The sequence below is a fragment of the Pseudomonas sp. E102 genome (assembly GCF_052660185.1).
Genome location: NZ_CP084025.1, coordinates 515,581 through 541,117, shown reverse-complemented (window position 1 = coordinate 541,117; position 25,537 = coordinate 515,581). Strand labels below are relative to the sequence as shown.

22 protein-coding genes and 2 tRNA genes are annotated in these 25,537 nt (G+C 61.2%); 17 read left to right on the top strand and 7 right to left on the bottom strand.

All coding sequences use genetic code 11. The annotated features are described in order from the left end of the window. The first annotated feature begins 102 nt into the window (after positions 1 to 102). The 7 genes from DOCECA_RS02620 to pdeM all read left to right on the top strand — a co-directional run bounded on the left by DOCECA_RS02620 (position 103) and on the right by pdeM (position 7,696). Positions 103 to 885: a transporter substrate-binding domain-containing protein gene (locus DOCECA_RS02620; protein ID WP_434609912.1), complete on the top strand. Its 783-nt coding sequence runs from the start codon at positions 103 to 105 to the stop codon at positions 883 to 885. 58 nt (positions 886 to 943) lie between these two features. Beyond that, positions 944 to 1,672 (top strand): ABC transporter permease, encoded by a 729-nt coding sequence (locus DOCECA_RS02615; RefSeq protein WP_420764307.1) that lies wholly within the window; start codon positions 944 to 946, stop codon positions 1,670 to 1,672. Further along, complete coding sequence (locus DOCECA_RS02610; RefSeq protein WP_420764306.1) at positions 1,669 to 2,379, top strand: ABC transporter permease; 711 nt, start codon at positions 1,669 to 1,671, stop codon at positions 2,377 to 2,379. Before DOCECA_RS02615 ends, DOCECA_RS02610 begins: the two co-directional genes overlap by 4 nt. A 27-nt stretch (positions 2,380 to 2,406) precedes the next feature. Then, a complete protein-coding gene (locus tag DOCECA_RS02605) occupies positions 2,407 to 3,525 on the top strand; it encodes a succinylglutamate desuccinylase/aspartoacylase family protein (protein WP_445571415.1) in 1,119 nt (372 codons plus the stop codon). Between the two features lie 13 nt (positions 3,526 to 3,538). Further along, complete coding sequence (locus tag DOCECA_RS02600; RefSeq protein WP_420764304.1) at positions 3,539 to 4,303, top strand: ABC transporter ATP-binding protein; 765 nt, start codon at positions 3,539 to 3,541, stop codon at positions 4,301 to 4,303. A 250-nt stretch (positions 4,304 to 4,553) separates the two neighbouring features. Further along, positions 4,554 to 7,040, top strand: a complete 2,487-nt coding sequence (locus tag DOCECA_RS02595; RefSeq protein ID WP_434650129.1) for a ligase-associated DNA damage response DEXH box helicase — start codon at positions 4,554 to 4,556, stop codon at positions 7,038 to 7,040. Next, on the top strand, positions 7,040 to 7,696 hold the full coding sequence (pdeM, locus tag DOCECA_RS02590; protein ID WP_445571414.1) for a ligase-associated DNA damage response endonuclease PdeM: 657 nt from the start codon (positions 7,040 to 7,042) through the stop codon (positions 7,694 to 7,696). The genes DOCECA_RS02595 and pdeM overlap by 1 nt, the downstream gene beginning before the upstream one ends. A 34-nt stretch (positions 7,697 to 7,730) precedes the next feature. Here pdeM and DOCECA_RS02585 read toward each other — a convergent pair whose 3' ends face one another. Beyond that, entirely contained in the window at positions 7,731 to 7,937 is a 207-nt protein-coding gene (locus DOCECA_RS02585; RefSeq protein WP_420764301.1) for a hypothetical protein, read from the bottom strand. Positions 7,938 to 8,039: 102 nt separating this feature from the next. Then, positions 8,040 to 8,606, bottom strand: coding sequence for a dCTP deaminase (gene dcd / locus DOCECA_RS02580; RefSeq protein WP_017126297.1), 567 nt, complete (start codon positions 8,604 to 8,606; stop codon positions 8,040 to 8,042). Positions 8,607 to 8,959: 353 nt separating this feature from the next. Between dcd and DOCECA_RS02575 the strand changes: the two genes are divergently transcribed. Continuing rightward, positions 8,960 to 9,169, top strand: a complete 210-nt coding sequence (locus tag DOCECA_RS02575; RefSeq protein ID WP_002554837.1) for a cold-shock protein — start codon at positions 8,960 to 8,962, stop codon at positions 9,167 to 9,169. A gap of 177 nt (positions 9,170 to 9,346) precedes the next feature. Here DOCECA_RS02575 and DOCECA_RS02570 read toward each other — a convergent pair whose 3' ends face one another. Beyond that, a complete protein-coding gene (locus tag DOCECA_RS02570; protein WP_420764300.1) occupies positions 9,347 to 10,354 on the bottom strand; it encodes a DUF481 domain-containing protein in 1,008 nt (335 codons plus the stop codon). A 155-nt stretch (positions 10,355 to 10,509) separates the two neighbouring features. Here DOCECA_RS02570 and DOCECA_RS02565 point away from each other — a divergent pair, with 155 nt between their 5' ends. From DOCECA_RS02565 to DOCECA_RS02550, 4 genes are all read left to right on the top strand, one after another. After that, positions 10,510 to 10,863 (top strand): MGMT family protein, encoded by a 354-nt coding sequence (locus DOCECA_RS02565; protein ID WP_434562610.1) that lies wholly within the window; start codon positions 10,510 to 10,512, stop codon positions 10,861 to 10,863. Between the two features lie 44 nt (positions 10,864 to 10,907). Continuing rightward, positions 10,908 to 12,485, top strand: coding sequence for an AmpG family muropeptide MFS transporter (locus tag DOCECA_RS02560; RefSeq protein ID WP_420764298.1), 1,578 nt, complete (start codon positions 10,908 to 10,910; stop codon positions 12,483 to 12,485). Positions 12,486 to 12,629: 144 nt separating this feature from the next. After that, complete coding sequence (locus tag DOCECA_RS02555; protein ID WP_420764297.1) at positions 12,630 to 14,345, top strand: proline--tRNA ligase; 1,716 nt, start codon at positions 12,630 to 12,632, stop codon at positions 14,343 to 14,345. Between the two features lie 17 nt (positions 14,346 to 14,362). Beyond that, entirely contained in the window at positions 14,363 to 15,316 is a 954-nt protein-coding gene (locus DOCECA_RS02550; RefSeq protein ID WP_434562606.1) for a hypothetical protein, read from the top strand. Positions 15,317 to 15,379: 63 nt separating this feature from the next. Here the strand turns inward: DOCECA_RS02550 and dinB are convergent, their stop codons facing one another. Continuing rightward, on the bottom strand, positions 15,380 to 16,441 hold the full coding sequence (gene dinB / locus DOCECA_RS02545) for a DNA polymerase IV (RefSeq protein ID WP_420764295.1): 1,062 nt from the start codon (positions 16,439 to 16,441) through the stop codon (positions 15,380 to 15,382). 282 nt (positions 16,442 to 16,723) lie between these two features. Between dinB and DOCECA_RS02540 the strand changes: the two genes are divergently transcribed. The 4 genes from DOCECA_RS02540 to DOCECA_RS02525 all read left to right on the top strand — a co-directional run bounded on the left by DOCECA_RS02540 (position 16,724) and on the right by DOCECA_RS02525 (position 21,178). Next, positions 16,724 to 16,800: transfer RNA gene (locus DOCECA_RS02540), tRNA-Met, on the top strand. 220 nt (positions 16,801 to 17,020) lie between these two features. Next, a tRNA-Met gene (locus DOCECA_RS02535) sits at positions 17,021 to 17,097 on the top strand. A 224-nt stretch (positions 17,098 to 17,321) separates the two neighbouring features. Beyond that, complete coding sequence (gene mprF, locus DOCECA_RS02530) at positions 17,322 to 19,889, top strand: bifunctional lysylphosphatidylglycerol flippase/synthetase MprF (RefSeq protein WP_445572143.1); 2,568 nt, start codon at positions 17,322 to 17,324, stop codon at positions 19,887 to 19,889. After that, on the top strand, positions 19,889 to 21,178 hold the full coding sequence (locus tag DOCECA_RS02525) for a virulence factor family protein (RefSeq protein ID WP_445571413.1): 1,290 nt from the start codon (positions 19,889 to 19,891) through the stop codon (positions 21,176 to 21,178). The genes mprF and DOCECA_RS02525 overlap by 1 nt, the downstream gene beginning before the upstream one ends. 55 nt (positions 21,179 to 21,233) lie before the next feature. On the opposite strand, the gene DOCECA_RS02520 is transcribed toward DOCECA_RS02525, so the two are convergent. The 3 genes from DOCECA_RS02520 to DOCECA_RS02510 all read right to left on the bottom strand — a co-directional run bounded on the left by DOCECA_RS02520 (position 21,234) and on the right by DOCECA_RS02510 (position 23,842). Continuing rightward, entirely contained in the window at positions 21,234 to 21,521 is a 288-nt protein-coding gene (locus DOCECA_RS02520) for a type II toxin-antitoxin system RelE family toxin (RefSeq protein WP_434609895.1), read from the bottom strand. A gap of 11 nt (positions 21,522 to 21,532) precedes the next feature. Further along, on the bottom strand, positions 21,533 to 21,823 hold the full coding sequence (locus DOCECA_RS02515; protein ID WP_445571412.1) for a type II toxin-antitoxin system Phd/YefM family antitoxin: 291 nt from the start codon (positions 21,821 to 21,823) through the stop codon (positions 21,533 to 21,535). 177 nt (positions 21,824 to 22,000) lie between these two features. After that, positions 22,001 to 23,842 (bottom strand): potassium transporter Kup, encoded by a 1,842-nt coding sequence (locus DOCECA_RS02510; RefSeq protein WP_420764452.1) that lies wholly within the window; start codon positions 23,840 to 23,842, stop codon positions 22,001 to 22,003. A gap of 334 nt (positions 23,843 to 24,176) precedes the next feature. Between DOCECA_RS02510 and rimO the strand changes: the two genes are divergently transcribed. Further along, a complete protein-coding gene (rimO, locus tag DOCECA_RS02505; RefSeq protein WP_445571411.1) occupies positions 24,177 to 25,517 on the top strand; it encodes a 30S ribosomal protein S12 methylthiotransferase RimO in 1,341 nt (446 codons plus the stop codon). Positions 25,518 to 25,537: the final 20 nt, after the last annotated feature.

The window sequence follows — 25,537 nt, the reverse complement described above, 5'->3', positions numbered from 1 at the left end:
TGGTTCGGAAATTGCTACCTTTATGCCGTCATACCGTTCAGACCTTCACCGGTAACAATCCAACGCGCCACAAGCGCTCAAATTGGTTTTAGGGACTCAATAATGAAAAAAGCACTGCTGACCCTTTCTGCACTGGCATTGTGCGTGGCTGCTGGCGCTGCCACGGCCAAGGAATACAAGGAACTGCGTTTTGGTGTCGACCCGTCCTACGCCCCGTTCGAATCCAAGGCCGCCGACGGCAATCTGGTGGGTTTCGACATCGACCTGGGCAATGCGATCTGCGCAGAACTGAAGGTCAAATGCAAATGGGTCGAAAGCGATTTCGACGGCATGATCCCAGGCCTCAAGGCCAATAAATTCGACGGCGTGATCTCGTCCATGACCGTGACCCCGGCCCGCGAAAAAGTCATCGACTTTTCCAACGAGCTGTTCTCCGGCCCAACGGCTTATGTATTCAAGAAAGGTTCGGGCCTGAGCGAAGACGTTGCCTCGCTCAAAGGCAAGACCGTTGGCTACGAGCAAGGCACCATCCAGGAAACCTACGCCAAGACCGTGCTGGACAAGGCTGGCGTCAAGACCCAGGCCTACCAGAACCAGGACCAGGTCTATTCCGACCTGACCTCCGGCCGCCTCGATGCCGCGATCCAGGACATGCTCCAGGCTGAGCTGGGCTTCCTGAAGTCGCCAAAAGGCGAAGGCTATGAAGTCAGCAAGCCAGTGGACAGCGAACTGCTGCCCTCCAAGACCGCTATCGGTATCAAGAAAGGTAACAAAGAGCTGAAGGCGCTTTTGGATAAAGGTATCAAAGCGTTACACGACGACGGCAAGTACGCCGAAATCCAGAAAAAACACTTTGGCGATCTGAATCTGTACAGCGGCAAATAATGCGCAGTGCCCACCCGGTTTCGGGTGGGCACTTTTTTTCTGCCCAAGGCAATCTTCCATGTTCGAACAACTCCTACAAAATCTGGGGCTCTCGGCCTTCAGCCTGCAGGGCTTTGGCCCGCTCCTGATGCAAGGCACCTGGATGACGATCAAGCTCTCTGCCCTGTCCCTATTGTTAAGCGTTCTGCTCGGCCTGCTGGGCGCCAGCGCCAAGCTGTCCAGCGTCAAGCTGCTGCGTGTTCCAGCCCAGCTCTACACCACGCTAATTCGCGGTGTACCCGACCTGGTGCTGATGCTGCTCATCTTCTACAGCCTGCAAACCTGGCTGACGTCTTTTACCGATTTCATGGAATGGGAATACATCGAGATCAACCCATTCGGCGCCGGGGTCATCACCCTGGGTTTCATTTATGGCGCGTACTTCACCGAAACCTTTCGCGGCGCGATCCTCGCGGTGCCTCGCGGGCAGGTCGAAGCGGCCACGGCCTATGGCCTCAAGCGTGGCCAGCGTTTCCGCTACGTGGTGTTCCCGCAAATGATGCGCTTCGCCCTGCCGGGCATTGGCAACAACTGGATGGTGATGCTCAAGGCCACCGCGCTGGTGTCGATCATCGGCCTGGCTGACCTGGTCAAGGCGGCCCAGGACGCGGGCAAGAGCACCTACCAGCTGTTCTACTTTCTGGTGCTCGCGGCGCTGATCTATCTGATGATCACCAGCGCGTCCAATATCATCCTGCGCTGGCTTGAACGGCGCTACGCCGCCGGAGCCCGGGAGGCGGTGCGATGATCGAACTCCTGCAGGAATACTGGCGACCGTTTCTCTACAGCGACGGCGTCAACATCACGGGCCTGGCGATGACTCTGTGGCTGCTCAGCGCTTCGTTGCTGATCGGCTTCGTGGTATCGATCCCGCTGTCCATCGCCCGGGTTTCACCCAGGTTCTACGTCCGCTGGCCGGTGCAGTTCTACACCTACCTGTTCCGTGGCACGCCGCTCTACATTCAGCTGCTGATCTGCTACACCGGCATCTACAGCCTCGAGGCGGTGCGCGCCCAACCCGTGCTCGACAGTTTCTTTCGCGACGCGATGAACTGCACGATCCTGGCATTCGCCTTGAACACCTGCGCCTACACCACGGAGATTTTCGCCGGGGCCATTCGCAGCATGAACCACGGCGAGGTCGAGGCGGCCAAGGCTTACGGCCTGACTGGCTGGAAACTCTACGCCTACGTGATCATGCCGTCGGCCCTGCGTCGTTCGCTGCCGTATTACAGCAACGAAGTGATTCTGATGCTGCACTCGACGACCGTGGCGTTCACCGCTACCGTTCCAGACGTGCTGAAGGTCGCGCGGGATGCAAACTCGGCCACGTTCCTGACGTTCCAGTCGTTCGGGATCGCCGCCTTGATCTACCTGACCATAACGTTTGCACTGGTGGGCCTCTTCCGCCTCGCCGAACGCCGCTGGCTGGCCTTCCTCGGGCCAACCCACTAAGGCTTCCGTTCCAGGACATACACGCACATGCGCCACCAGATACATGACCTGCTGGCCCCGCTGCCGGGGACCGCACGCAAGATCCACAGCTTTCACTTCGGCCCGGAAAAGGCCGATGGCAAAATCTACATCCAGTCGTCCCTGCACGCCGATGAGCTGCCCGGCATGCTCGTGGCCTGGCACCTCAAGCAGCGCCTGGCCGAGTTGGAGGCCTCCGGCCATTTGCGACACGAGATCGTGCTGGTGCCGATCGCCAACCCCATCGGCCTTGAACAAGTGCTGATGGACGTGCCGCTGGGCCGCTATGAGTTGGAGAGCGGGCAGAATTTCAACCGCCGGTTCGTCGACTTGAGCGAAGAGATCGGCAACGAAATCGAAGGCTTGCTGACCGACGACCCGCGGCACAACCTGAGGCTGATCCGTACCAGCCTGCGCGATGCCCTGAGCCGCCAGAGCGCCAGCACGCAATTGCAATCCCAGCGCCTGGTCCTGCAGCGGCTGGCCTGCGACGCCGACATGGTGCTCGACCTGCATTGCGATTTCGAAGCCGTGGCCCACCTCTACACCACCCCCGAAGCCTGGCCGCAGGTCGAGCCGCTGGCGCGCTACATCGGCGCCGAGGCCAGCCTGTTGGCCACCGACTCGGGCGGCCAGTCGTTCGATGAGTGTTTCACGCTGCTGTGGTGGCAACTCAAGGAACGTTTTGGCGAACGATTCGAGATTCCCCTGGGAAGCTTTTCCGTCACCGTCGAACTGCGCGGCCAGGGTGACGTCAACCACGGCCTGGCGAGCCTCGACTGCCAGGCATTGATCGAGTACCTGATCCACTTCGGTGCCATCGACGGCGAACCGGTGCCATTGCCCGACCTGCCCTACCCGGCCACGCCGCTGGCGGCCGTCGAACCGGTGGCGACGCCGGTTGGCGGGCTGCTGGTGTACAACGCCCTGCCCGGCGAGTACATGCAGGCGGGGCAACTGATCGCCGAAATCATCGACCCGGTCAACGACACCGTCACGCCCGTTCATTGCCGCAACGCCGGGCTGCTTTATGCCCGCTCGCTGCGCCGCATGGCCACCGCCGGCATGGTCATCGCCCATGTCGCCGGAACCGAAGCCTACCGCAGCGGCTACTTACTTTCGCCTTGAGGATGCCTGTTCCATGTACAAACTGACCATCGAAGGCCTGCACAAGAGCTATGGCCAGCACGAGGTGCTCAAAGGGGTTTCACTCAAGGCCAGGACCGGCGACGTGATCAGCCTGATCGGCGCCAGCGGCTCGGGCAAAAGCACCTTCTTGCGCTGCATCAACTTCCTCGAACAACCCAACGACGGCGCCATGACCCTGGACGGCCAGTCGATCCAGATGATCAAGGATCATCACGGCATGCGCGTGGCCGATGCCGACGAGCTGCAACGCATCCGTACGCGCCTGGCCATGGTGTTCCAGCACTTCAACCTATGGAGCCACATGACCGTGCTGGAAAACATCACCATGGCGCCACGCCGGGTGCTGGGCGTCAGCAAGCAGGAAGCCGACGAGCGCGCCCGTCGTTATCTCGACAAGGTCGGCCTGCCGGCCCGCGTCGCCGAGCAATACCCGGCGTTCCTGTCCGGCGGGCAGCAACAGCGCGTGGCGATTGCCCGCGCCTTGGCGATGGAGCCGGAAGTCATGCTGTTCGACGAACCGACTTCCGCCCTCGACCCGGAGCTGGTGGGAGAAGTGTTGAAGGTGATCCAAGGCCTGGCGGAAGAAGGCCGCACCATGATCATGGTGACTCACGAAATGAGCTTCGCCCGCAAGGTTTCCAACCAGGTGCTGTTCCTGCACCAGGGCCTGGTGGAAGAAGAAGGCGCGCCGCAAGACGTGCTGGGCAACCCCAGGAGCGAGCGACTCAAGCAGTTCCTCAGCGGCAATCTGAAATAACTCCCCGCCTCCGTGGCGAGGGAGCTTGCTCCCGCTGGCGTTCAATCAACGAGTCTTAAACACAGCAATACCTGCGGGAGCGAGCTTGCTCGCGAAGGCGATAGACCAGTCGCCATCGATGCTGCCTGAGCTGGCCCTATCGCGAGCAAGCTCGCTCCCACAGGGGTCCGCGCCCGACCAGTCGATCAAATAAACCTTCATCTCCTGCCGTGGTCACTGAAGAAGGACCTTCAGGGCGCACACGGCACGCATGGCGACATCCAGCAACTTCGCAAAAAAGTGGTTCGACGCCCGGGGCTGGAAGCCGTTCGCTTTTCAAAAAAATGTGTGGGCCGCGGTCAAGCGCGGCGAGTCGGGGCTGCTGCACGCCAGCACCGGCGCCGGCAAGACCTACGCCGTGTGGTTTGCCGCCCTCAACCGTTTCGCCCGCGCCGTGCCGCCGCCGGACAAACCCCGAAAACGCAAACCTGCGGCCGAGCCGTTGACAGTCTTGTGGATAACGCCGATGCGCGCGCTGGCCGCTGATACCGGCAAGGCACTTCAAGCGCCCCTCGACCCGTTGCAGATCCCCTGGACTGTCGGCCTGCGCACCGGTGACACCAGCGCGAACGAACGCGCCCGCCAAGGCCGACGCCTGCCCACGGCGCTGATCACCACCCCGGAAAGCCTGACCCTGATGCTGGCCCGCGCCGACGCGCAAACCGCCGTTTCGACCTTGCGCATGGTCGTGGTGGATGAATGGCACGAATTGCTCGGCAACAAGCGTGGCGTGCAGCTGCAACTGGCCCTGGCCCGCTTGCGGCGCTGGCATCCGGGGCTGATCGTGTGGGGAGTCTCCGCGACCCTGGGTAACCAGGCCCACGCCGAACAGGTGCTTATCCCACAAGGCAATGGTGCCAGCGTGCAGGGTGCCAACGCCAAGGCCCTACAGGTCGATACGCTGTTGCCGCCGACCCTTGAACGTTTCCCCTGGGCCGGGCACATCGGCTTGAAAATGCTGCCCCAGGTCGTCGCCGAAATCGACGCCAGCAGCAGCTGCCTGGTCTTTACCAACACCCGTGCGCAGTCGGAAATCTGGTACCAGGCGATCCTCGAGGCACGTCCGGACTGGGCCGGGCTGATCGCGCTGCATCACAGCTCGTTGTCCCGCGAGACCAGGGATTGGGTGGAACAAGCCCTCAAGGATGGCCAGCTCAAAGCGGTGGTGTGCACCTCAAGCCTGGACCTTGGGGTGGATTTTCTGCCGGTAGAACGGGTGTTGCAGATCGGCTCGGCCAAGGGTGTGGCGCGGCTGATGCAGCGCGCCGGACGCTCCGGCCACGCGCCGGGACGGACCTCGCGAATCACACTCGTGCCGACCCATAGCCTGGAACTGATCGAGTCCGCCGCCGCGCAGGACGCCGTGGCGCAGCGGCGCATCGAGCCCCGGGAATCGCCGCACAAACCCCTGGACGTGCTGGTCCAGCATTTGGTCAGCATGGCCCTGGGCGGCGGTTTCAGGCCCGACGAACTGTTCGACGAGGTGCGTGGCGCCTGGGCTTACCGCGATTTGAACCCTGCCGAATGGGCATGGGCCCTGGCGTTCGTGCGCCACGGTGGACTCTCGTTGACGGCCTACCCTGACTATCGACGGGTCGAGCCGGACGAGCACGGCGTATGGCGCGTGCCTGACGCACGCCTGGCCCGGCGCCACCGCATGAGCATCGGCACCATCGTCAGCGACGCCAGCCTGCAGCTGAAGTTCTGGAGCAAGGGCGGGGGCGGCAAAACCTTGGGCAGCGTGGAAGAAGGTTTTATCGCGCGGCTGCGTCCCGGCGACGGGTTTCTCTTCGCCGGGCGGTTATTGGAACTGGTCCGGGTCGAAGACATGACGGCCTACGTGCGGCGCAGCCAGGCGAAAAAAGCTGCCGTGCCACGCTGGAACGGCGGCCGCATGCCACTTTCCAGCGAACTTGCCGCCGCGGTCGTAGCACGCCTGAGCGAGGCCGCCGCAGGCCATTTCGACGGCCCGGAGATGCGCGCCGTGCAACCATTGCTATCGACGCAACTGCGCTGGTCCGGCCTCCCCACGCAGGGCACGTTGCTGGCCGAAGCGCTCAAGTCCCGGGAGGGCTGGCACCTGTTCCTCTATCCGTTCGCCGGGCGCCAGGTTCACCTCGGGCTTGCCAGCCTGCTGGCCTGGCGCGTCAGCCAGCGACAACCGGTTACATTTTCCATCGCGGTCAACGACTACGGACTGGAACTGCTCAGCGCCACCCAAGTGGACTGGTCAGCGCACCTGAACCCGGGGCTCTTGCGCACCGATAATCTGCTGGTGGACGTGCTCGCCAGCCTGAATGCCGGAGAACTGGCGCTGCGGCGCTTTCGCGAGATCGCCCGAATCGCCGGGCTGGTATTCGCCGGCTATCCCGGCGCGCCGAAGAGCACACGGCAAGTCCAGGCCTCCAGCGGACTGTTTTTTCAAGTGTTCAAGCAATACGACGCCGATAACCTGCTGCTGGCCCAGGCCGGCGAGGAGGTCCTGCGCGAAGAATTGGATATACGCCGACTGGAGCAGACCTTGGAACGCCTCGATACGTTGAAGCTGGACCTGCACATCATTAAACGCCCCACCCCGCTGGGCTTCCCGTTATTGGTGGAACGGTTCCGCGAAAGCATGAGCTCGGAAAAACTTGCCGATCGCATCCGCCGGATGGTCAGCGAACTGGAACGAACCGCCGATAAAGGTACCGTCTGATGCCCGCGCCCTACCCCATCAACCTCGCCGGTGAAGAACTCTGGCTGCTGCCGCACAAAGCCCTGTACTGGCCGGCCCAGGAAACCCTGATGGTGGCCGACGCACATTTCGGCAAGGCCGCTGCCTATCGCAGCCTCGGCCAACCGGTGCCCCACGGCACGACGGCGAGCAATATCGCCGTGCTGGATCAACTATTGGCAAGCGTGCCGTGTCGATTGCTGATTTTCCTTGGGGATTTCCTTCACGGGCCTGGTTCCCATGCCCCCGGCACACTGAACGCTCTCGCCGGTTGGCGTGAACGGCATCAAGCACTTCCCATCACGCTCATACGTGGCAATCACGACAAGAGCGCTGGCGATCCACCGCCCTCAATGAATATCCGCGCCGTACCCGAGCCACTGCTGCTGGGCCCGTTCGCCGTGCAACACGAACCCACGCCGCACCCAAGCCGACATGTGCTGGCCGGGCATGTGCACCCGGTCTATCACTTGACAGGCAAAGGCCGGCAACGGCTTCGGCTTCCGTGTTTCCGCCTCGGTAGTGATGTCAGCCTGCTGCCGGCCTTCGGTGCGTTCACCGGAGGCTATCGGGTCGAGCAGGACAACGACTGCAAGATCTTCGTGATTGGCGACAACGAAATATGGCCCGTCAGCTGAAGCGCATTCGCTTCAACTGACGGGCCATATGTGATCAGGCTACGGGCGCAGGAGGCGGCTCGTCGGGAAGTGTCGGTTCGCCGGGTTCGGTTGGCTGCTCGTTGGGGGTATCGGGATCTGGCTGACCGGGGATGCCGCCTGCCGCTTCAGCAGGATGGGCCAGCAGTGACCAAGCCAGGACGCCGATCTGATTGGGCTCAAGACTTGCCAGTTCGGCACTGATTCGCGGATCGATCTTCATAGAGCTACTCCTGAGCGAAGGCCCATTGGGCTGACGCAAAAAAACGGGCAGGACACTTCATAGAGTGCCTGCCCGCCCAGGAATTCCAACAGCTCGTCAGAATCAGGTGCGCGGCAGTGTTACGCCGCGCTGGCCCTGGTATTTGCCACCCCGGTCCTTATAGGACACTTCGCACTCTTCATCGGATTCGAGGAACAGCATCTGCGCCACGCCTTCGTTGGCGTAGATCTTGGCCGGGAGGGTCGTGGTGTTGGAAAACTCCAGGGTCACATGGCCTTCCCATTCCGGTTCCAGCGGCGTGACGTTGACGATGATGCCGCAACGGGCATAGGTGCTTTTACCCAGGCAAATGGTCAGCACGTTGCGCGGAATACGGAAATACTCGACGGTGCGGGCCAGGGCGAAGGAGTTCGGCGGAATGATGCAGACATCGCTCTTGATGTCGACGAAGCTCTTCTCGTCGAAGTTCTTCGGGTCGACTGTGGCCGAGTTGATGTTGGTGAACACCTTGAATTCATCGGCGCAGCGCACATCGTAGCCGTAGCTGGAAACACCGAAGGAAATCAGCCGGTCGGCGCCTTCGCCACGCATCTGGCGCTCTACGAAGGGCTCGATCATGCCGTGCTCTTGCGCCATGCGGCGAATCCACTTGTCCGATTTGATGCTCATGGCGGGTTTCCTGAAATAGCGAGGTGGAAAAAACTGTCCGGCATCTTACCGGGGCGCGGGGCGGGTTCAAAGTGCGGGACGCAATTCTCGCCGATCCACCTTGATTTCCGGGCCCTGGCGGCAACCGTCAGCGCCGTCAGTCATTAAAACCGAGAAACCTTCGCAAAGACCATTGGCACGTTCCGGAAAAAGGGTTAAGGTGGCGTCACTGTGCTGCTTGTGTCACTGAGAATCTCTACACGATATGTTGAATTTCGATCCAACCATCTACAAGAATTTTTCCTGCTCTTTGCACTCAGTCTCGGCCAGGGTTCTTCCTGAGTCGCAGTTATCTTTGTTCAAGGAGTTACACCATGTCTAATCGCCAAACCGGTACCGTTAAGTGGTTCAACGATGAAAAAGGCTTCGGCTTCATCACTCCACAATCCGGTGACGATCTGTTCGTTCACTTCAAAGCTATCCAATCCGACGGCTTCAAAAGCCTGAAAGAAGGCCAACAGGTTTCTTTCATCGCTACCCGCGGTCAGAAAGGCATGCAAGCTGAAGAAGTTCAAGTTATCTAACTTGTACTTGCTTTAGTAAGAAGCCCCGCCCTTAAAAGCGGGGCTTTTTTGTGCCTGTTGATTTTTCAGGAACAAAAAAACTGTGGGAGCGAGCTTGCTCGCGATAGCGGTCTGTCTGATCCACCGCTATCGCGAGCAAGCTCGCTCCCACAGGAGGGTTCGTTGATTAGCCTGGGATTACCAGGTCACACCGAACCCAGCCGTGTAGCGCGTCTTACTGATGTCGCTGTCTTCCGTCCCTTCGATGACATCTTTCTCGGCCTTGAGATTGAGTGACGCCCAGTCGGTCACTTTATAGCGCAACCCCAACTCTGCGTCGTAGGCATAATCCGCCACGCCAGACAGCGGCTTGCCGACTTCGCCATTGGTGAAAAACTCAACCCGTTTGCCGATCAGGTAACGGTTGTAGTCCCATTTCATGGCGACGGAATAGAAGTTGTCCTTGCCGCCATCGCTGTACTCGTAATCGGTGCGGTTGAGCAGCGAACCCAGGGAGAACGCACCCAGTTCGTCGTCCCAGAACTGGTAGCCCGGACCGGTACCCACGACACGCTGGCGGGCCAGGTCCTCGACTTTGTCGCGCTTGTAGTTGAGCCGACCTTGCCAGAACCATTTATCGGTGATGAACCGGTCGAGGGAGTACTCCAGTCGCCAGTTATCAGCCGAGACTATGTCGTCCTGGAATTCGCGGTTGTATTCGCCTTCGGCGGTGTGCCGCCACCTGCCGTGGCGCGCCGAGGTCTTGAAGTCGATGTCGTAGTCGTCGGTGTCGTTTTCCGCCCGCTGGTAATCCAGTGCGGCGTCGATATTGCCCTTCCACACCAAATCCTCGACCACCGGCTTGGGCTTGAGAATCTGCTGGATGCTCGCCAGCTCGACGGTCTTGGGCACATCACCATTGGCCAAGGTCACCTTGCCATCCTCGGCCGCCTGCAACGCTTTGGCTTTCTCGCCACTGTAAGCGTCCTGCTTGACCAACAACTGCTGGTCGCTTTCAAGGGTCTTGACCTGTTTCCAATCGATAGGGACCGCGCCGGCATAATCGGTCTGGATCAGCAACTTGCCGCCGTCGAAAACGGTGATCTTGCCGCTGAGCTTGTCGCCGTTCTTCAACCAGACGGTATCGGCAAGCAAAGGCATGGAGGCGCTCGTAACAGCTAGGCAAAGCAGGGTTCTGGACAACATAAGCGATAATGGGCTCAAGTTTGCGATGAAAAGGCGGCATTATCCCCCAGGATGACACCTCAGCAACGACTGACCCACGTATGGAAGATGAGTTCATTTATCAACCCGCCCTGTAGGAATTAATCTACAGACGGACACTTTCAGGAACCGCGCTTGTGACTGACGCCACTTCGGCCACCGAGAACGCCGCCCAGATCCGCCGCACCACGCTTTACCTCACCCTGGCACAGGTGCCTGCCGGCAAAGTCGTAACCTACGGCCAACTCGCCGAAATGGCCGGGCTGGGCCGCGCCGCGCGCTGGGTCGGACGAACCCTCAGCCAATTGCCCGGCGACACGAAGCTGCCGTGGCATCGCGTGCTCGGTGCCGGCGGTCGGATCAGCCTGCCGGTGGGAAGCCCCTCAGGGGACGAACAACGCGCGCGCTTGCGCACGGAGGGGATCAGTGTCCTGAATAATCGTGTTGATATTCAGCGCCATGGCTGGCGCCCGGTAGAGCACAGCGGTTAGAGTGCGCGCTTTGTTTTCGCAATTTTTGAGGCAGACTCCAGCCCATGCCCCGTAAAACCTGGCGCGCCGCCCTCGCCGCCTATGCCAGTCCTTCGACGCTCGTGCTGTTGCTGCTTGGCTTCGCCGCCGGCTTGCCGTACATGCTGGTGTTTTCCACGCTCTCGGTCTGGTTGCGCGAAGCCGGCGTGGCTCGCGAGACCATTGGTTACGCCAGCCTGATCGGCCTCGCCTACGCCTTCAAATGGGTCTGGTCACCATTGCTGGACCAATGGCGCCTGCCACTGCTGGGCAAGCTGGGACGCCGCCGATCCTGGCTGGTGCTGTCCCAAGGGCTGGTCATCCTGGGCCTGGTGGGCATGGGTTTCTGCGATCCGCAAAAGCACCTGTCCTGGCTGATCGCAATCGCGGTGATAGTGGCCTTCGCCTCCGCGACCCAGGACATCGCCGTCGATGCCTATCGGCTGGAAATCGTGGACGACACCCGCCAGGCCGCATTGGCCGCCAGCTACATGTCCGGCTACCGGGTCGCCGCCCTGCTGGCCACGGCCGGCGCGCTGTTTTTCGCCGAGGGCTTCGGCTCCACCGGGTTCAGCTACAAACATTCGGCCTGGGCGGGCACGTACCTGTTGTTCGGCGTGCTGATGGTGCCCGCCTTGCTGACCTCACTGTTCATGCGCGAGCCTCCGGTGCCACTGCGCACACAGTTGCAGGCCGGGCGCTATACCTTCGTCCATCAGCTCGCATCGGTGTTCGTCCTGATCGTGCTCCTGGTGTCGGTCCCGGCCATGTTCACCCAACTCTATAACACCGACTTCGCCAGCGTGCTGTTCGAGGGCGTCAGCCTGCTCGACCTGCTGCTCGAGGACCGGGCGTTCCTGCGCGCCATCCTCTATATCCTCCTGACTGTCATGTGCCTGTCGTCGATGGGCCGTCGCGGCCTGGCGCCGGTGCTCACCCCCGTCAACGACTTCATCCTGCGCTACCGCTGGCAGGCGCTGCTGCTGCTCGGCCTGATCGCCACCTACCGGATGTCCGACACGGTCATGGGCGTCATGGCCAACGTGTTCTACATCGACCAAGGATTTACCAAGGACCAGATCGCCAGCGTCAGCAAGATATTCGGGCTGATCATGACGCTGGTGGGCGCCGGCATGGGCGGCCTGCTCATCGTGCGATTCGGCATCTTGCCGATCCTGTTCATTGGCGGCGTGTCCTCGGCGGCCACCAATATCCTGTTCTTGATGCTCACGGGGATGGGCGCCGACCTGGAGATGCTGATTGTCACTATCTCCCTGGACAATTTCAGCTCCGGCCTGGCGACCTCGGCATTTGTCGCGTACCTGTCCAGCCTGACCAACCTGAAATTCTCCGCAACCCAGTACGCCCTGCTCAGCTCGATCATGCTCTTGCTGCCGCGCCTGATCGGTGGGTATTCCGGGGTCATGGTGGAAAAGTTCGGCTATCACGATTTCTTCCTGATCACCGCCCTGCTCGGCGTTCCAACCTTGCTGCTGATCGCGCTCCACTGGTACCAGGAAAATCGCCGCCAGGACTCGACGCACGGAACGGAGTCAGAGCCGGAGTCGAAATCGACGCCGACCCGGCCCGCCCAAGAGTCGTAGGCCCAAGAATCGTAGGAAAGCTCAGCAGGCGCCGAAGAAAGCGGCGCCTGGATCCGGCAACAGGCCACGCGCCTGTACGCCAGGGCATCTCGCCCGTACAATGCTGCGTCACTTCTCGTCATCAGCAACCGACAACGGCCAACCATGCGCACCAGTCAATTTTTGCTCGCCACACAGAAAGAAACGCCTTCCGACGCCGTCGTGATCAGCCACCAGCTGATGCTGCGTGCCGGCATGATCCGCAAACTCGCCTCCGGCCTGTACACCTGGCTGCCGATGGGCCTGCGGGTCATGCGCAAGGTCGAAGCCATCGTCCGTGAAGAAATGGACGCCGCCGGCTCTCTGGAAGTGTTGATGCCGAGCACCCAACCGGCCGAGCTGTGGCAGGAGTCGGGACGCTGGGAGGAGTACGGCCCCGAGCTGCTGCGCATCAAGGACCGTCACGGTCGCGACTTCTGCGCAGGCCCGACCCACGAAGAAGTGATCACCGACCTGATGCGCAACGAGTTGAGCAGCTACAAGCAGCTGCCCATCAACCTGTATCAGATCCAGACCAAGTTCCGTGACGAGATCCGTCCGCGCTTCGGCCTGATGCGCGGTCGCGAGTTCATCATGAAGGACGCCTACTCGTTCCACGCCGACCTGGCGTCGCTGCAGGTTACTTACGACCGCATGCACCAGGCGTACTGCAACGTGTTCACCCGCCTGGGCCTGAAATACCGCCCGGTTGAAGCCGACAACGGCTCCATTGGCGGTGCCGGCTCCCACGAATTCCACGTACTGGCCGAGTCCGGCGAAGACGACATCGTCTTCAGCAACGGCTCCGACTACGCCGCGAACATCGAGAAAGCCGAAGCCGTGCCACGGGAAACGTCCCGCGCCGCGCCGACCGAAGAATTGCGCCTGGTGGATACACCCAACACCAAGACCATCGCCCAGTTGGTGGAAGGCTACAACCTGCCGATCGAACGCACCATCAAGACCCTGATCGTGCGCGCGGAAGAAGAAGGCAAGCTGATCGCCCTGATCGTCCGCGGCGATCACGAGCTCAATGAAATCAAGGCGGCCAACCAGCCTGGCGTCGCAAGCCCATTGGTCATGGCCACCGACGCCGAGCTGCGCGACGCCATCGGCGCCGGCGCCGGCTCCCTCGGCCCGCTGAACCTGCCGCTGCCGATCATCATTGATCGCTCGGTGGAGCTGATGAGCGATTTCGCCATCGGCGCCAACATCGACGACAAGCATTATTTCGGCGTGAACTGGGAGCGCGATCTGCCGGTTCCAGCCGTCGCGGACCTGCGCAACGTGGTGGCCGGCGATCCAAGCCCGGACGGCAAGGGCACTCTGGAAATCAAGCGCGGTATCGAAGTCGGACACATCTTCCAGCTGGGCGACAAGTACAGCAAGGCGATGAAATGCGAGGTGCTGGGCGACAACGGCAAGCCGGTCACCCTGCAGATGGGCTGCTACGGCATCGGTGTATCCCGCGTGGTGGCCGCTGCCATCGAGCAGAACAACGACGAGAACGGGATCATCTGGAGCGACACACTGGCGCCCTTCCAGGTCGCGCTGGTGCCGCTGCGCTATGAAACCGAACAGGTTCGCGAAGCGACCGACAAGCTCTACGCCGAATTGACGGCCGCTGGCTTCGAGGTGCTGCTGGACGACCGCGACAAGAAAACCAGCCCCGGTATCAAGTTCGCCGACATGGAACTGATCGGTATCCCGCACCGGATCGTAGTCAGTGATCGCGGCCTGGCCGAAGGCAACCTGGAATACAAGAGCCGCACCGAGGCCGAGCCGCAAGCGCTACCGGTCGCCGAAGTGCTGTCCTTCCTCCAGGCTCGTATCCGCCGCTGAGACCAGATAGAGACGTCATGTTCAAGCGAAACACCTTAGGCCTCGGGGGCGCCGCACTGTGCGGCGCCCTGTTGGTCAGCGGCTGCGCCAACCAGATGTCGCAACGCAACGAGCACGAAGAACGGATCGAGCGCAAGCTGCTCGACCATAGTCTGCAAATCGATGTGGGCGAGCCCAAGGTGCTCGACTTGCCGCAGCGTCGGGTTCGGATCAACGAGCAAAAGACTTTCGAGGTCACTGAATTCGAAGTCACCCGGCACTACGATCGCTACACGCCCTACCAGCCATGGCGCGAGGTCTATGAGATCCCGCTGGGCGCGGTGGCGGTGGTGGCCGGTGTCGGCGCGAACGTGGTCAATGTGTTCGCCCTGGGCACCTTGCCTGACACCGCGACCCGTGACTGGATCAGCTACGGTTTCGCCGGCCTGAACCCATTCATGAACGTCCCGTCCAACGGTCGAGCGCAACAAAACCTGGCCGGTATCGACGAAATCCAGCGCGACAAGCGCACCGAGCACTCGAGCCTGCCCTGGAGCGAACGCCCGGTACAGGTGAAGGCCGCCCGCCAGACATTCGAGATGAGCACCGACCGCAACGGGGTGCTGCGCTTGAACCTGCTGGAAAGCCCGTTCGCCGAACATGACCTGAGCCAGTTCGGCAAATTGCAGATCAGCGTGACGGATGCCCAGGACGAGGTGCATACCGACTCGTCGCTGAGCATCAGCAGCACCCTGCGCAGCAAATTGGTCGAAGCCCACGCATTGATCTACGACGACCTGGAAGATGACGAAGTGAGCCAGTGGGTTCACCGGGTCAAACGCCTCTCGGAACTGGGCCTTGAAGAAGAAGCCAGTGAGCTGGAGCAAAGCCTGATCGAACTGACCCGCAACGATCCGGAACTGCAGACCGAGTTCCTGAAGGCGTTGACCAAGGATGGCGGACGGTTGGTGGCGGACCCAGGGGCGAGTTGAACCTGGCTGAACGAGGGATGCTTCCCCTGTGGTGAGGGGATTATCCCTCACTACAACGAGCGCTTACCGATCAAACAGCTCCAACTGTTCATACCCTCCCCGCAAATCCTCCAACCGTACCCCGATCCCCAACAACCGCACCGGCTTGCCGCCACGGTTGAAGGCCTGGGTCAACAAAAGCTGGTAACTGCCCAGATCCCGCCCGGCCCCGGACTGCTCCAGGGTGGTCTGGGTGAAATCATGGAATTTGACTTTGACGAATGGCTTGCCCGGGCGGTAACTGCTGTCGATCCGCGCCATGCGCCCGCTGAGGGTTTCCATCAGCTCCGGCAACTTGTCCAGGCAGCTTTTCAGATCGGGCAGATCAACGTCGTAGGTGTTTTCCACGCTGATGGACTGACGACGGCTGTCGTTGTGCACCAGACGCTCATCGATCCCACGGGCAAGGCTCCAGAGGCGCTCGCCAAAACTGCCGAATTCACGCACCAGGGCGAGCTTGTCCCACTGACGCAACTGTGAACAATCGGTGATCCCGAGCCTGTTCAACTTGTCGGCGGTGACCTTGCCAACACCGTGGAGTTTATTCACCGGTAATGCCGAGACGAAATCTTCCACTTGGTCGGGGGTGATGACAAACAAGCCATTGGGCTTCTTCCAATCACTGGCGATCTTGGCGAGAAACTTGTTCGGCGCAACGCCAGCGGACACGGTGATGTGCAGCTGATTGGAGACACGCCGGCGAATGTCTTGGGCAATACGCGTGGCGCTGCCGCCAAAATGCGCGCTGGCGGAAACATCCAGGTAAGCCTCGTCGAGGGACAGCGGCTCGATCAGATCGGTGTAATCGCTGAAGATCGTGTGGATTTCCTTCGACGCCTCTCGGTAGGCGTCCATCCTCGGCTTGACGATGGTCAGGTCAGGGCAGAGCTTCAGCGCATGGCCAGAAGACATGGCAGAGCGCACGCCATAGGCCCGGGCCTCATAGTTGCAGGTCGCGATTACGCCGCGCCGGTCCGCCGAGCCGCCGACCGCCAATGGCTTGCCGGCCAGCTGCGGATCATCACGCATCTCGATAGCGGCATAGAAGCAGTCGCAGTCGACGTGGATGATTTTGCGTTGCGTCATGAGAGAAGCGGCACACGGATTGATTCGGGGCGCCAGTATCTCATTCGAACCTGTATATAGCACCAGTGCTTTGAAAGATCCTTCGTTGAACCTTGAAAATTCCTACATGGATGTATTTCCTCAATCACCCAGAGCCCGCCAATAGGGCGCCAGCCCTTGCCCGGCTTGCGTCACAGCGCGAAACCTGGCCCTGCCCCTGGGCTAACCGCTTGAAGCGGAACATGTTTTTCCTAAGCAAGGGTTGACAGCCCGTCGATCTTCTGTAGAATGCCGCCTCACAGACGCGGGATGGAGCAGCCTGGTAGCTCGTCGGGCTCATAACCCGAAGGTCGTCGGTTCAAATCCGGCTCCCGCAACCAAACATCAAGAAAGGCTACTCGAAAGAGTGGCCTTTTTTGTGCGCGCCTGATTTATGCGCCTGCGCCCCATGGCGCTTCTATCAACCTAAGCCCTTGCTGATGGTTGTAGGACAATTTTCTTTTGTTTTCGTGTATTTAGGTGAACTCGTCGTTTATTTCACCCAGCCCCTTATTAACGGTTGACACTCTGGCGTTCGCCTGTAGAATGCCGCCACACAGACGCGGGATGGAGCAGTCTGGTAGCTCGTCGGGCTCATAACCCGAAGGTCGTCGGTTCAAATCCGGCTCCCGCAACCAAACACCAAGAAAGGCTACTCGAAAGAGTGGCCTTTTTTGTGCGTGTCGAAAAAACTCCATGACAAATATTTTGTAATATTTTCCACCGCAGGGATTGGTAACTTGGCTGGATACCCCCATCCTGTCGCGCATAGCTCAAGAGGTGATTGATGCGCGCCCACTCGTCTGACCCACAAGACACTGTTTCTGCGACACAACCGATCAAGGCCGAGCGATTGCGCTGGATGGAGCGGATCAGCCAGTACCGGCAACCGATCGGCCTCGCTGTCACGCTGCTCCTGTTTGCAATTGCCTTGATCGCCTGCCGCCATCTGTTGAGCGAGCTCGACCTTTACGCCCTTCACGACTCGATCCTCGAGGTGCCGAGGCCGGCCCTGCTCGGCGCGATCGCCGCGACCGTGGCCGGTTTTGTCATTCTGCTGGGCTATGAGTGGTCCGCCACCCGCTACGCGGGGGTGAAGCTGCCGCCGCAAACCCTGGTGCTAGGGGGCTTCAGCGCTTTCGCCATTGGCAACGCCATCGGCCTGTCGCTGCTGTCGGGCGGCTCGGTTCGTTATCGCCTGTATGCTCGCCATGGCCTGGGGGCGACGGATGTCGCCCATATGACGTTGTTCGCCAGCCTGTCGCTGGGCTGCGCCCTGCCGCCCTTGGCCGCCCTGGCGACACTGAGCAATCTGCCTGCGGCATCCGCCGCCTTGCATCTTCCAGCCACGTTGCTGGGATCGATCGCCGTCGCGGTGCTGCTGCTGACTAGCGTGCTGGCGGTGGGTATCTATCGCCGTCGCCTGCCGGACCAACCCTACCGCGACAGCCTGCTGGTCAGGGCCGGTCGCCGGACCTTGCGGCTGCCCGGCCGACGCCTGACGCTCCTGCAATTGGTGATTACCGCGCTGGACGTCGCTGCTGCCGCGACGGTGCTCTATCTGTTGCTGCCCGAAGCGCCCCCGTTCGGTCCGTTCCTGCTGGTGTACTTGCTCGCGCTGGCCGCCGGTGTACTCAGCCACGTGCCGGGCGGGGTCGGGGTGTTCGAGGCGATCCTGCTGGCCGCGTTTGCCGACAAGCTGGGTGCGGCGCCGCTGGCCGCCGCCTTGCTGCTGTATCGCTTGATCTACGTGCTGCTGCCGATGCTGGTAGCGTGCGTGCTGCTGTTGATCAATGAGGCGCAACGACTCTTCCAGACACGCCAGTCCTTGCGGGCGGCGTCAGGTTTCGCGGCACCGATCCTGGCCGTGCTGGTGTTTTTGTCGGGCGTGGTGCTGCTGTTTTCCGGGGTGACACCCGAAATCGACACCCGCCTGGAGCACATCGGGTTTCTGATTCCTCACCGACTGGTGGATGCCTCGCACTTTGGCGCCAGCCTGATTGGCGTGCTGTGCCTGTTGCTGGCCCAAGGCTTGCGCCGTCGCCTGTCCGCCGCCTGGATGCTCACCACCGTGTTATTGCTGGTGGGTGCCCTGCTCTCGCTGCTCAAGGGCTTTGATTGGGAAGAAGCCACGCTGCTGACCTTGACTGCTGCCCTGCTGTCGATCTTCCGGCGTTCGTTCTACAGGCCGAGTCGCCTGACCGAGTTGCCGTTTTCGCCGTTGTTCTTGATCGCTAGCCTGTGCGTCCTGGGGGCGTCGATCTGGCTGTTGCTGTTCGCCTATCAGGACGTGCCCTACAGCCATCAACTGTGGTGGCAATTCACCCTGGATGCCGACGCTCCCCGCGGCCTGCGCTCATTGCTCGGTGCCGCGGTGCTGCTGGTGGTGGTGTCGCTGACCTGGTTGCTGCGCACCGCGCGGCCGGTGATTCACTTGCCTACGGCACAAGAGCTGGAACGCGCCAAGACCATTCTCATGGCATCGTCTCAACCCGACGGCGGCTTGGCCCTGACCGGCGACAAGGCGCTGCTGTTTCACCCCAACGACGAGGCATTTTTGATGTACGCCCGTCGCGGCCGCAGCCTTGTCGCGCTGTACGACCCGATCGGGCCGACCCAGCAACGGGCGGAAATGATCTGGCAGTTCCGTGACCTGTGCGACATCTATCACGCCCGGCCAGTGTTCTACCAGGTACGCGCCGAGAACCTGCCTTACTACATGGACATCGGCCTGACCGCGATCAAGCTGGGCGAAGAGGCGCGAGTCGACCTCAAACGTTTCGATCTCGAAGCCAAGGGCAAAGAGATGAAGGACCTGCGCTACACCTGGAATCGCGGCACCCGCGATGGCCTGTCGCTGGAAATCCACGAGCCGGGCCAGGCGCCCATGGAGGAACTGAAAGTCATCTCCGACGCCTGGCTGACCGGCAAGAACGTCCGGGAAAAAGGCTTCTCCCTCGGACGATTCAGCGATGACTACCTCAAGCATTTCCGCATCGCGGTGATTCGTTTCGAAGGCCGGCCGGTGGCATTCGCCAACCTGCTGGAAACCCACAACCACGAATTGGCCAGCCTCGACCTGATGCGCGCCCACCCCGAGGCGCCGAAGCTGACCATGGAATTCATGATGGTCGGCCTGATTCAGCATTACAAAAACCATGGCTACGCTCGCTTCAGTCTCGGCATGGTCCCTTTGTCGGGCTTGCAGCCGCGTCGCGGCGCACCGCTGACCCAGCGCCTGGGCTCGATGGTGTTTCGCCGTGGCGAGCAGCTTTACAATTTCCAGGGGCTGCGCCGCTTCAAAGACAAATTCCAGCCTGACTGGGAACCTCGTTACATGGCCGTGCCCGCCGGACTCGATCCGCTGGTTGCGCTGGCTGATACCGCCGCCCTGATTGCAGGCGGCCTGACTGGATTGGTGAAACGCTGATGATGCAACGCTCGTGGCGATACGTAGTGGCCGCCCTGCTGGTGCTGGCTGTGATTCTCGGTGGCGGCTACTGGTATTGGAACCGCCCTGCCCCGCAACCGACCCTGGAACAACTGGAACCCGCCGACGGCGTGCCAATGACGCGCGTCATCCCCGGCACCAAGCCCCGCGCCCAGGTGCTGGTGGCCGTGAATGAGGACCAAAAGCTCAGCGACACCCAGTTGACGACCCTCAGCCGCAGCGGCTCGGCACAGATCGTCCAAGTGATCCTGCCCAAGGACTGCATGTTGCAAGGCCGTGCTCTACAGGCCGGCCTGAGACAACTCCACGGCCCGGCCACGCTGGTCAGCGGCATCGGCCCCGGCGCCGTGCTGGCCTGGCGCTGGTTGGCCGAGCAGAAGGAAGACAATGCCCGGGCCGTCTCGGTGGACCTGGCCCTGGAAAAACCTGGCTGCACGCACCTGCTGCCCAAGAGCGCCGCACACGGTCACTGGCTGGTCGCCTGGAACGATAACCCCGACGACACCAGCGCCGGGTTCGTTCGTGATCAACACAATGCCGAAACCAGCATCAGCGACTACGACATCAACCTGCCGCAAGTGCTGAACAATGAACTGCGCAAGATCCTGGTAGGTGCCGAAAAGGGCAAGGGCGGCCTGAGCATCCCGGTGGTGGAGGTGCCCGGCAGCCAGGCCCGGGATACCGTGACGCTGTTTCTCTCTGGCGACGGTGGCTGGCGTGACCTGGACCGCGACGTGGCCGATGAAATGGCCAAGGTCGGCTACCCGGTCGTCGGCATCGACACCCTGCGTTACTACTGGCAGCACAAGAGCCCCGAACAGAGCGCCGCCGACCTGACCGAGCTGATGCAGCACTACCGCCAGATCTGGGGCACCAAGCGCTTCATCCTGACCGGCTACTCCTTCGGCGCCGATGTGCTGCCGGCGATCTACAACCGTCTACCGGCGACAGAGCAACAGCGGGTCGATGCAATCATCCTGCTCGCCTTCGCTCGCACCGGCAGCTTCGAAATCGAAGTCGAGGGCTGGCTCGGCAACGCCGGCACCGAAGCCGCCACCGGCCCGGAGATGGCCAAGCTGCCCGCCGAAAAAGTGGTGTGCATCTACGGCGCCGAAGAGGCCAACGAAAGCGGCTGCACCGACAAGACTGCCGTGGGCGAAGTCATCAAGTTGCCGGGCGGCCACCACTTCGATGAAAACTACCCGGCCCTGGCCAAGCGCCTGATCGGCGAGATCGACAAGCGCCAAACCAAGCCTGCCGTGCACTAAGCGGGGGCAAGCCAGACAAAAGCCCCCACCGCCGCAAGGCACTTGGGGGCTTTTGTTAACGGCGACGTTCTGCCGCGTCGTATACTTCTTTATCTCGCCGCGCGCCAACGGCGACTATCAGCACCTGAATCGCTTTTCCGTCGACCCTGTAAACAATGCGGGTATCACCCGTTCGGATCCTTCGGCACCCGGCCAGGCTGGCTCTGAGCGGCTTGCCGATCTTGTCCGGCTCGCCATTGATGATCCGCTCTTCGATGACATCAAGGATACGGTTCGCAGCCGCAACACCCAACTGATCCAGATCGTCTTGAACCTCCGGATGGTAAACAACGTTCCAAGCCATTCACCGCCCCTTCAGTCGTTTTTGGCATACCGCGCCCGCATATCCTCATGACTGACGGCCTTGGCCCGATCGAAATTGATCAAGCGTTCACGAGCCGTCGCCTCGACGCGAAGATTTTGCAGCTCATCGAGCATTTCCTGATAAGCGTCGACGTTGATGATCACCGCTGCGGGTTCATTGTCCTTGAAGATCACCAGCCTTTCGGTTGCACGACTCGATACTTCCTTGAGCTTCGCGCTGAACCCCCTGACCATTGCCGTAACGGATATCGCTTGATCCGCCCGCTCCAGTAGTGCTGCCATACCCCACCTCCTTCTACCTGATTCCGCATACTCTAAAACGCATCTTTAACTGTAAAATATTACGTCATATTAGACGCAAATCAAGGTAAGGAAAGACCAACCGACCAAATGCCCAAGAGGCTCCCACAAAAAAGCCCCCACCGCCGCAAGGCAATGGGGGCTTTTTGTTTCCCGGTGCTACATCTCCACCTGCGTCCCCAATTCAATCACCCGATTCAACGGCAGATTGAAAAAGCGCAGGTTGCCGTTGGCATTTTTCAACATGAAAGCAAACAACGACTCACGCCAACGCGCCATGCCCTCCAGCTTGGAGGCGATAACAGTCTCGCGACTGAGAAAGTAGGTGGTGCGCATCGGACTGAAATCCAGGTCGTCCAAATGACAGAGCTTGAGCGCCTCGGGCACGTCCGGCTCGTCGGTAAAACCGAAATGCAGGATCACCCGGAAGAAGCCCTCGCCATAGGCATCGACCTCGAAACGCCGTTGTGGCGGCACGCGGGGAATGTCTTCGTAGACCACTGTCAGCAACACCACCTGCTCATGCAGCACCTGGTTGTGCAGCAGATTGTGCAATAGCGCATGGGGCACCGCATCCGAGCGCGCCGTCAGGAACACCGCCGTGCCCTGGACCCGGTGCGGCGGCTGCACGCGGATGCTGCTGATGAAGACCGGCAGCGGCAACGCCCCTTCGTCCAGCCGCTCCACCAACAGCTGCTTGCCGCGTTTCCAGGTGGTCATCAATACGAACAAGGCGATGCCGGCTATGACCGGGAATGCGCCGCCCTGGATGATTTTCGGCACGTTGGCGGCGAAGTACAGCCCATCTACCAGCAAGAAACCGAACAGCACCGGCACCGCCAGCAGCGGCGGCCATTTCCATAGCAACAGGATCACGGCGGAGACCAGGATCGTGGTCATCAACATCGTACCGGTCACCGCCACGCCGTAGGCCGATGCCAGCGCTCCGGACGACTCGAAGCCCAGCACCAGCAAGACCACGCCGACCATCAAAGACCAGTTCACCGCGCCGATGTAGATCTGGCCCTGTTCGGCGCTGGAGGTGTGCTGGATGTACATGCGCGGGATGTAGCCGAGCTGGATTGCCTGGCGCGTCAGGGAGAACGCGCCGGAGATCACCGCTTGCGAGGCAATCACCGTCGCCAGCGTCGCCAGGCCCACCAAGGGCAGCAATGCCCAGCTCGGCGCCAGCAGATAGAACGGGTTGCGCGCCGCTTCAGGATCACCGAGCAGCAAGGCGCCCTGGCCGAAATAGTTGAGCATCAGGCCCGGCAGCACGAGGATGAACCAGGCACGGGCGATGGGTTTACGGCCGAAGTGGCCCATGTCGGCGTACAGCGCTTCGGCCCCGGTCAGCGCCAGCACCACCGCGCCAAGGATCGCTACGCCCATGCCCGGGTGGACGACAAAGAAACGCACGGCCCAGGCCGGGTTCACTGCGTTCAATACTTCCGGGTGCTGGCTGATGCCATACACGCCCAAGGCGCCGAGGACGAGGAACCAGGTCACCATGATCGGACCAAAGAGGATGCCAATGCGCGCGGTGCCGTGGCGCTGGATCAGGAACAACGCCACCAGCACCACCACCGATAGCGGCACCACCCAGTGATCGATGCCTTCGAATGCGAGGCCCAGGCCTTCGACCGCCGACAATACCGAGATCGCCGGGGTGATCATGCTGTCGCCATAGAACAGCGCCGCACCGATCAAACCGCAGATCACCAACAACGTACGCAGCCGCGCCCTGCCGGCCGCCGCGCGCCGCGCCAGGGCAGTCAAGGCCATGATTCCGCCTTCGCCCTGGTTGTCCGCGCGAAGGACGAACATCATGTACTTGATGGACACGACCCAGATCAGCGACCAGAAAATCAGCGACAGGATCCCCAGCACCCCGTCATGGTTGACGGGCACGCCATAACCACCGGAAAACACTTCTTTAAGGGTGTACAGCGGGCTCGTGCCAATGTCGCCATAAACCACCCCGACCGCCGCGACCAGCATGCTCAGCGGTTTGGCCGCCGAGTGCTCGGCGCCCGCCGCCTGACTACCTGCATGACCCATCCAACACTCCTGATTTCCAGACCTGCCTTCTTGAAAGAAGCCGTACGCTCTTGTGACGCAGCATGGGCGGTTTTACGCTTTGTAACAGACGTCCTGTTGACTGCAGCGTTCGCCAGAAGGCAAAGGCGCGAAGCATAGCGCAGCACTCGTCGTATTTCCCGGTATAAAGCTGGTCAAGTGCGGCGACCACGGATAGAATTGCGCACTTTTTGATCAGAGGCGCGTCAGGCGCCCTGTCTCCGCAAGAGACGATCCCCCTACACCGAGGTTAGACATGTCCACCACTACCGCGCCAGCCAATCCCAAGGTTGGCTTCGTATCCCTGGGTTGCCCGAAAGCGCTGGTCGACTCCGAGCGCATCCTGACCCAGCTGCGCATGGAAGGTTATGACGTTGTGTCCACCTACCAGGACGCCGACGTGGTGGTGGTCAACACCTGTGGCTTCATCGACTCGGCCAAGGCCGAATCCCTTGAAGTGATCGGCGAAGCCATCAAGGAAAACGGCAAGGTCATCGTGACCGGCTGCATGGGTGTGGAAGAAGGCAACATCCGCGACGTGCACCCGAGCGTGCTGTCCGTGACCGGGCCGCAGCAGTACGAACAAGTGGTCAACGCCGTGCATGAAGTCGTGCCGCCGCGCCAGGACCACAATCCGCTGATCGACCTGGTGCCGCCACAAGGCATCAAGCTGACCCCGCGTCACTACGCTTACCTGAAGATTTCCGAAGGCTGCAACCACAGCTGCAGCTTCTGCATCATCCCCTCGATGCGCGGCAAACTGGTGAGCCGTCCGGTGGGCGACGTGCTCGACGAAGCCCAGCGCCTGGTCAAGGCCGGCGTCAAGGAATTGCTGGTGATTTCCCAGGACACCAGCGCCTACGGCGTCGACGTCAAGTACCGCACCGGCTTCTGGAACGGCGCGCCGGTGAAAACCCGCATGACCGAACTGTGCGAAGCCCTCAGCACCCTCGGTGTCTGGGTCCGCCTGCATTACGTCTACCCGTACCCGCACGTTGACGAGCTGATCCCGCTGATGGCCGCCGGCAAGATCCTGCCGTACCTGGACATCCCGTTCCAGCACGCCAGCCCGAAAGTTCTCAAGGCCATGAAACGCCCGGCTTTCGAAGACAAGACCCTAGCGCGCATCAAGAACTGGCGTGAAATCTGCCCCGAGCTGATCATCCGCTCGACCTTCATCATCGGCTTCCCGGGGGAAACCGAAGAAGACTTCCAGTACCTGCTGGACTGGCTGACCGAAGCCCAGCTCGACCGCGTCGGCTGCTTCCAGTACTCGCCCGTCGAAGGCGCACCGGCCAACGACCTGAACCTGGACGTGGTGCCGGATGACGTCAAGCAGGACCGTTGGGAGCGCTTCATGGCGCACCAGCAGGCCATCAGCTCGGCGCGCCTGCAAATGCGCATCGGCCGTGAGATCGAAGTGCTGGTGGACGAAGTCGACGAACAAGGTGCCGTCGGCCGCTGCTTCTTCGATGCTCCGGAAATCGACGGCAACGTGTTCATCGACAACGGCAGCAATCTCAAGCCGGGCGACAAGGTCTGGTGCAAGGTCACCGACGCCGACGAGTATGACTTGTGGGCTGAGCAGATCGGTTGATCCAGGCCTGGACTCAAGCC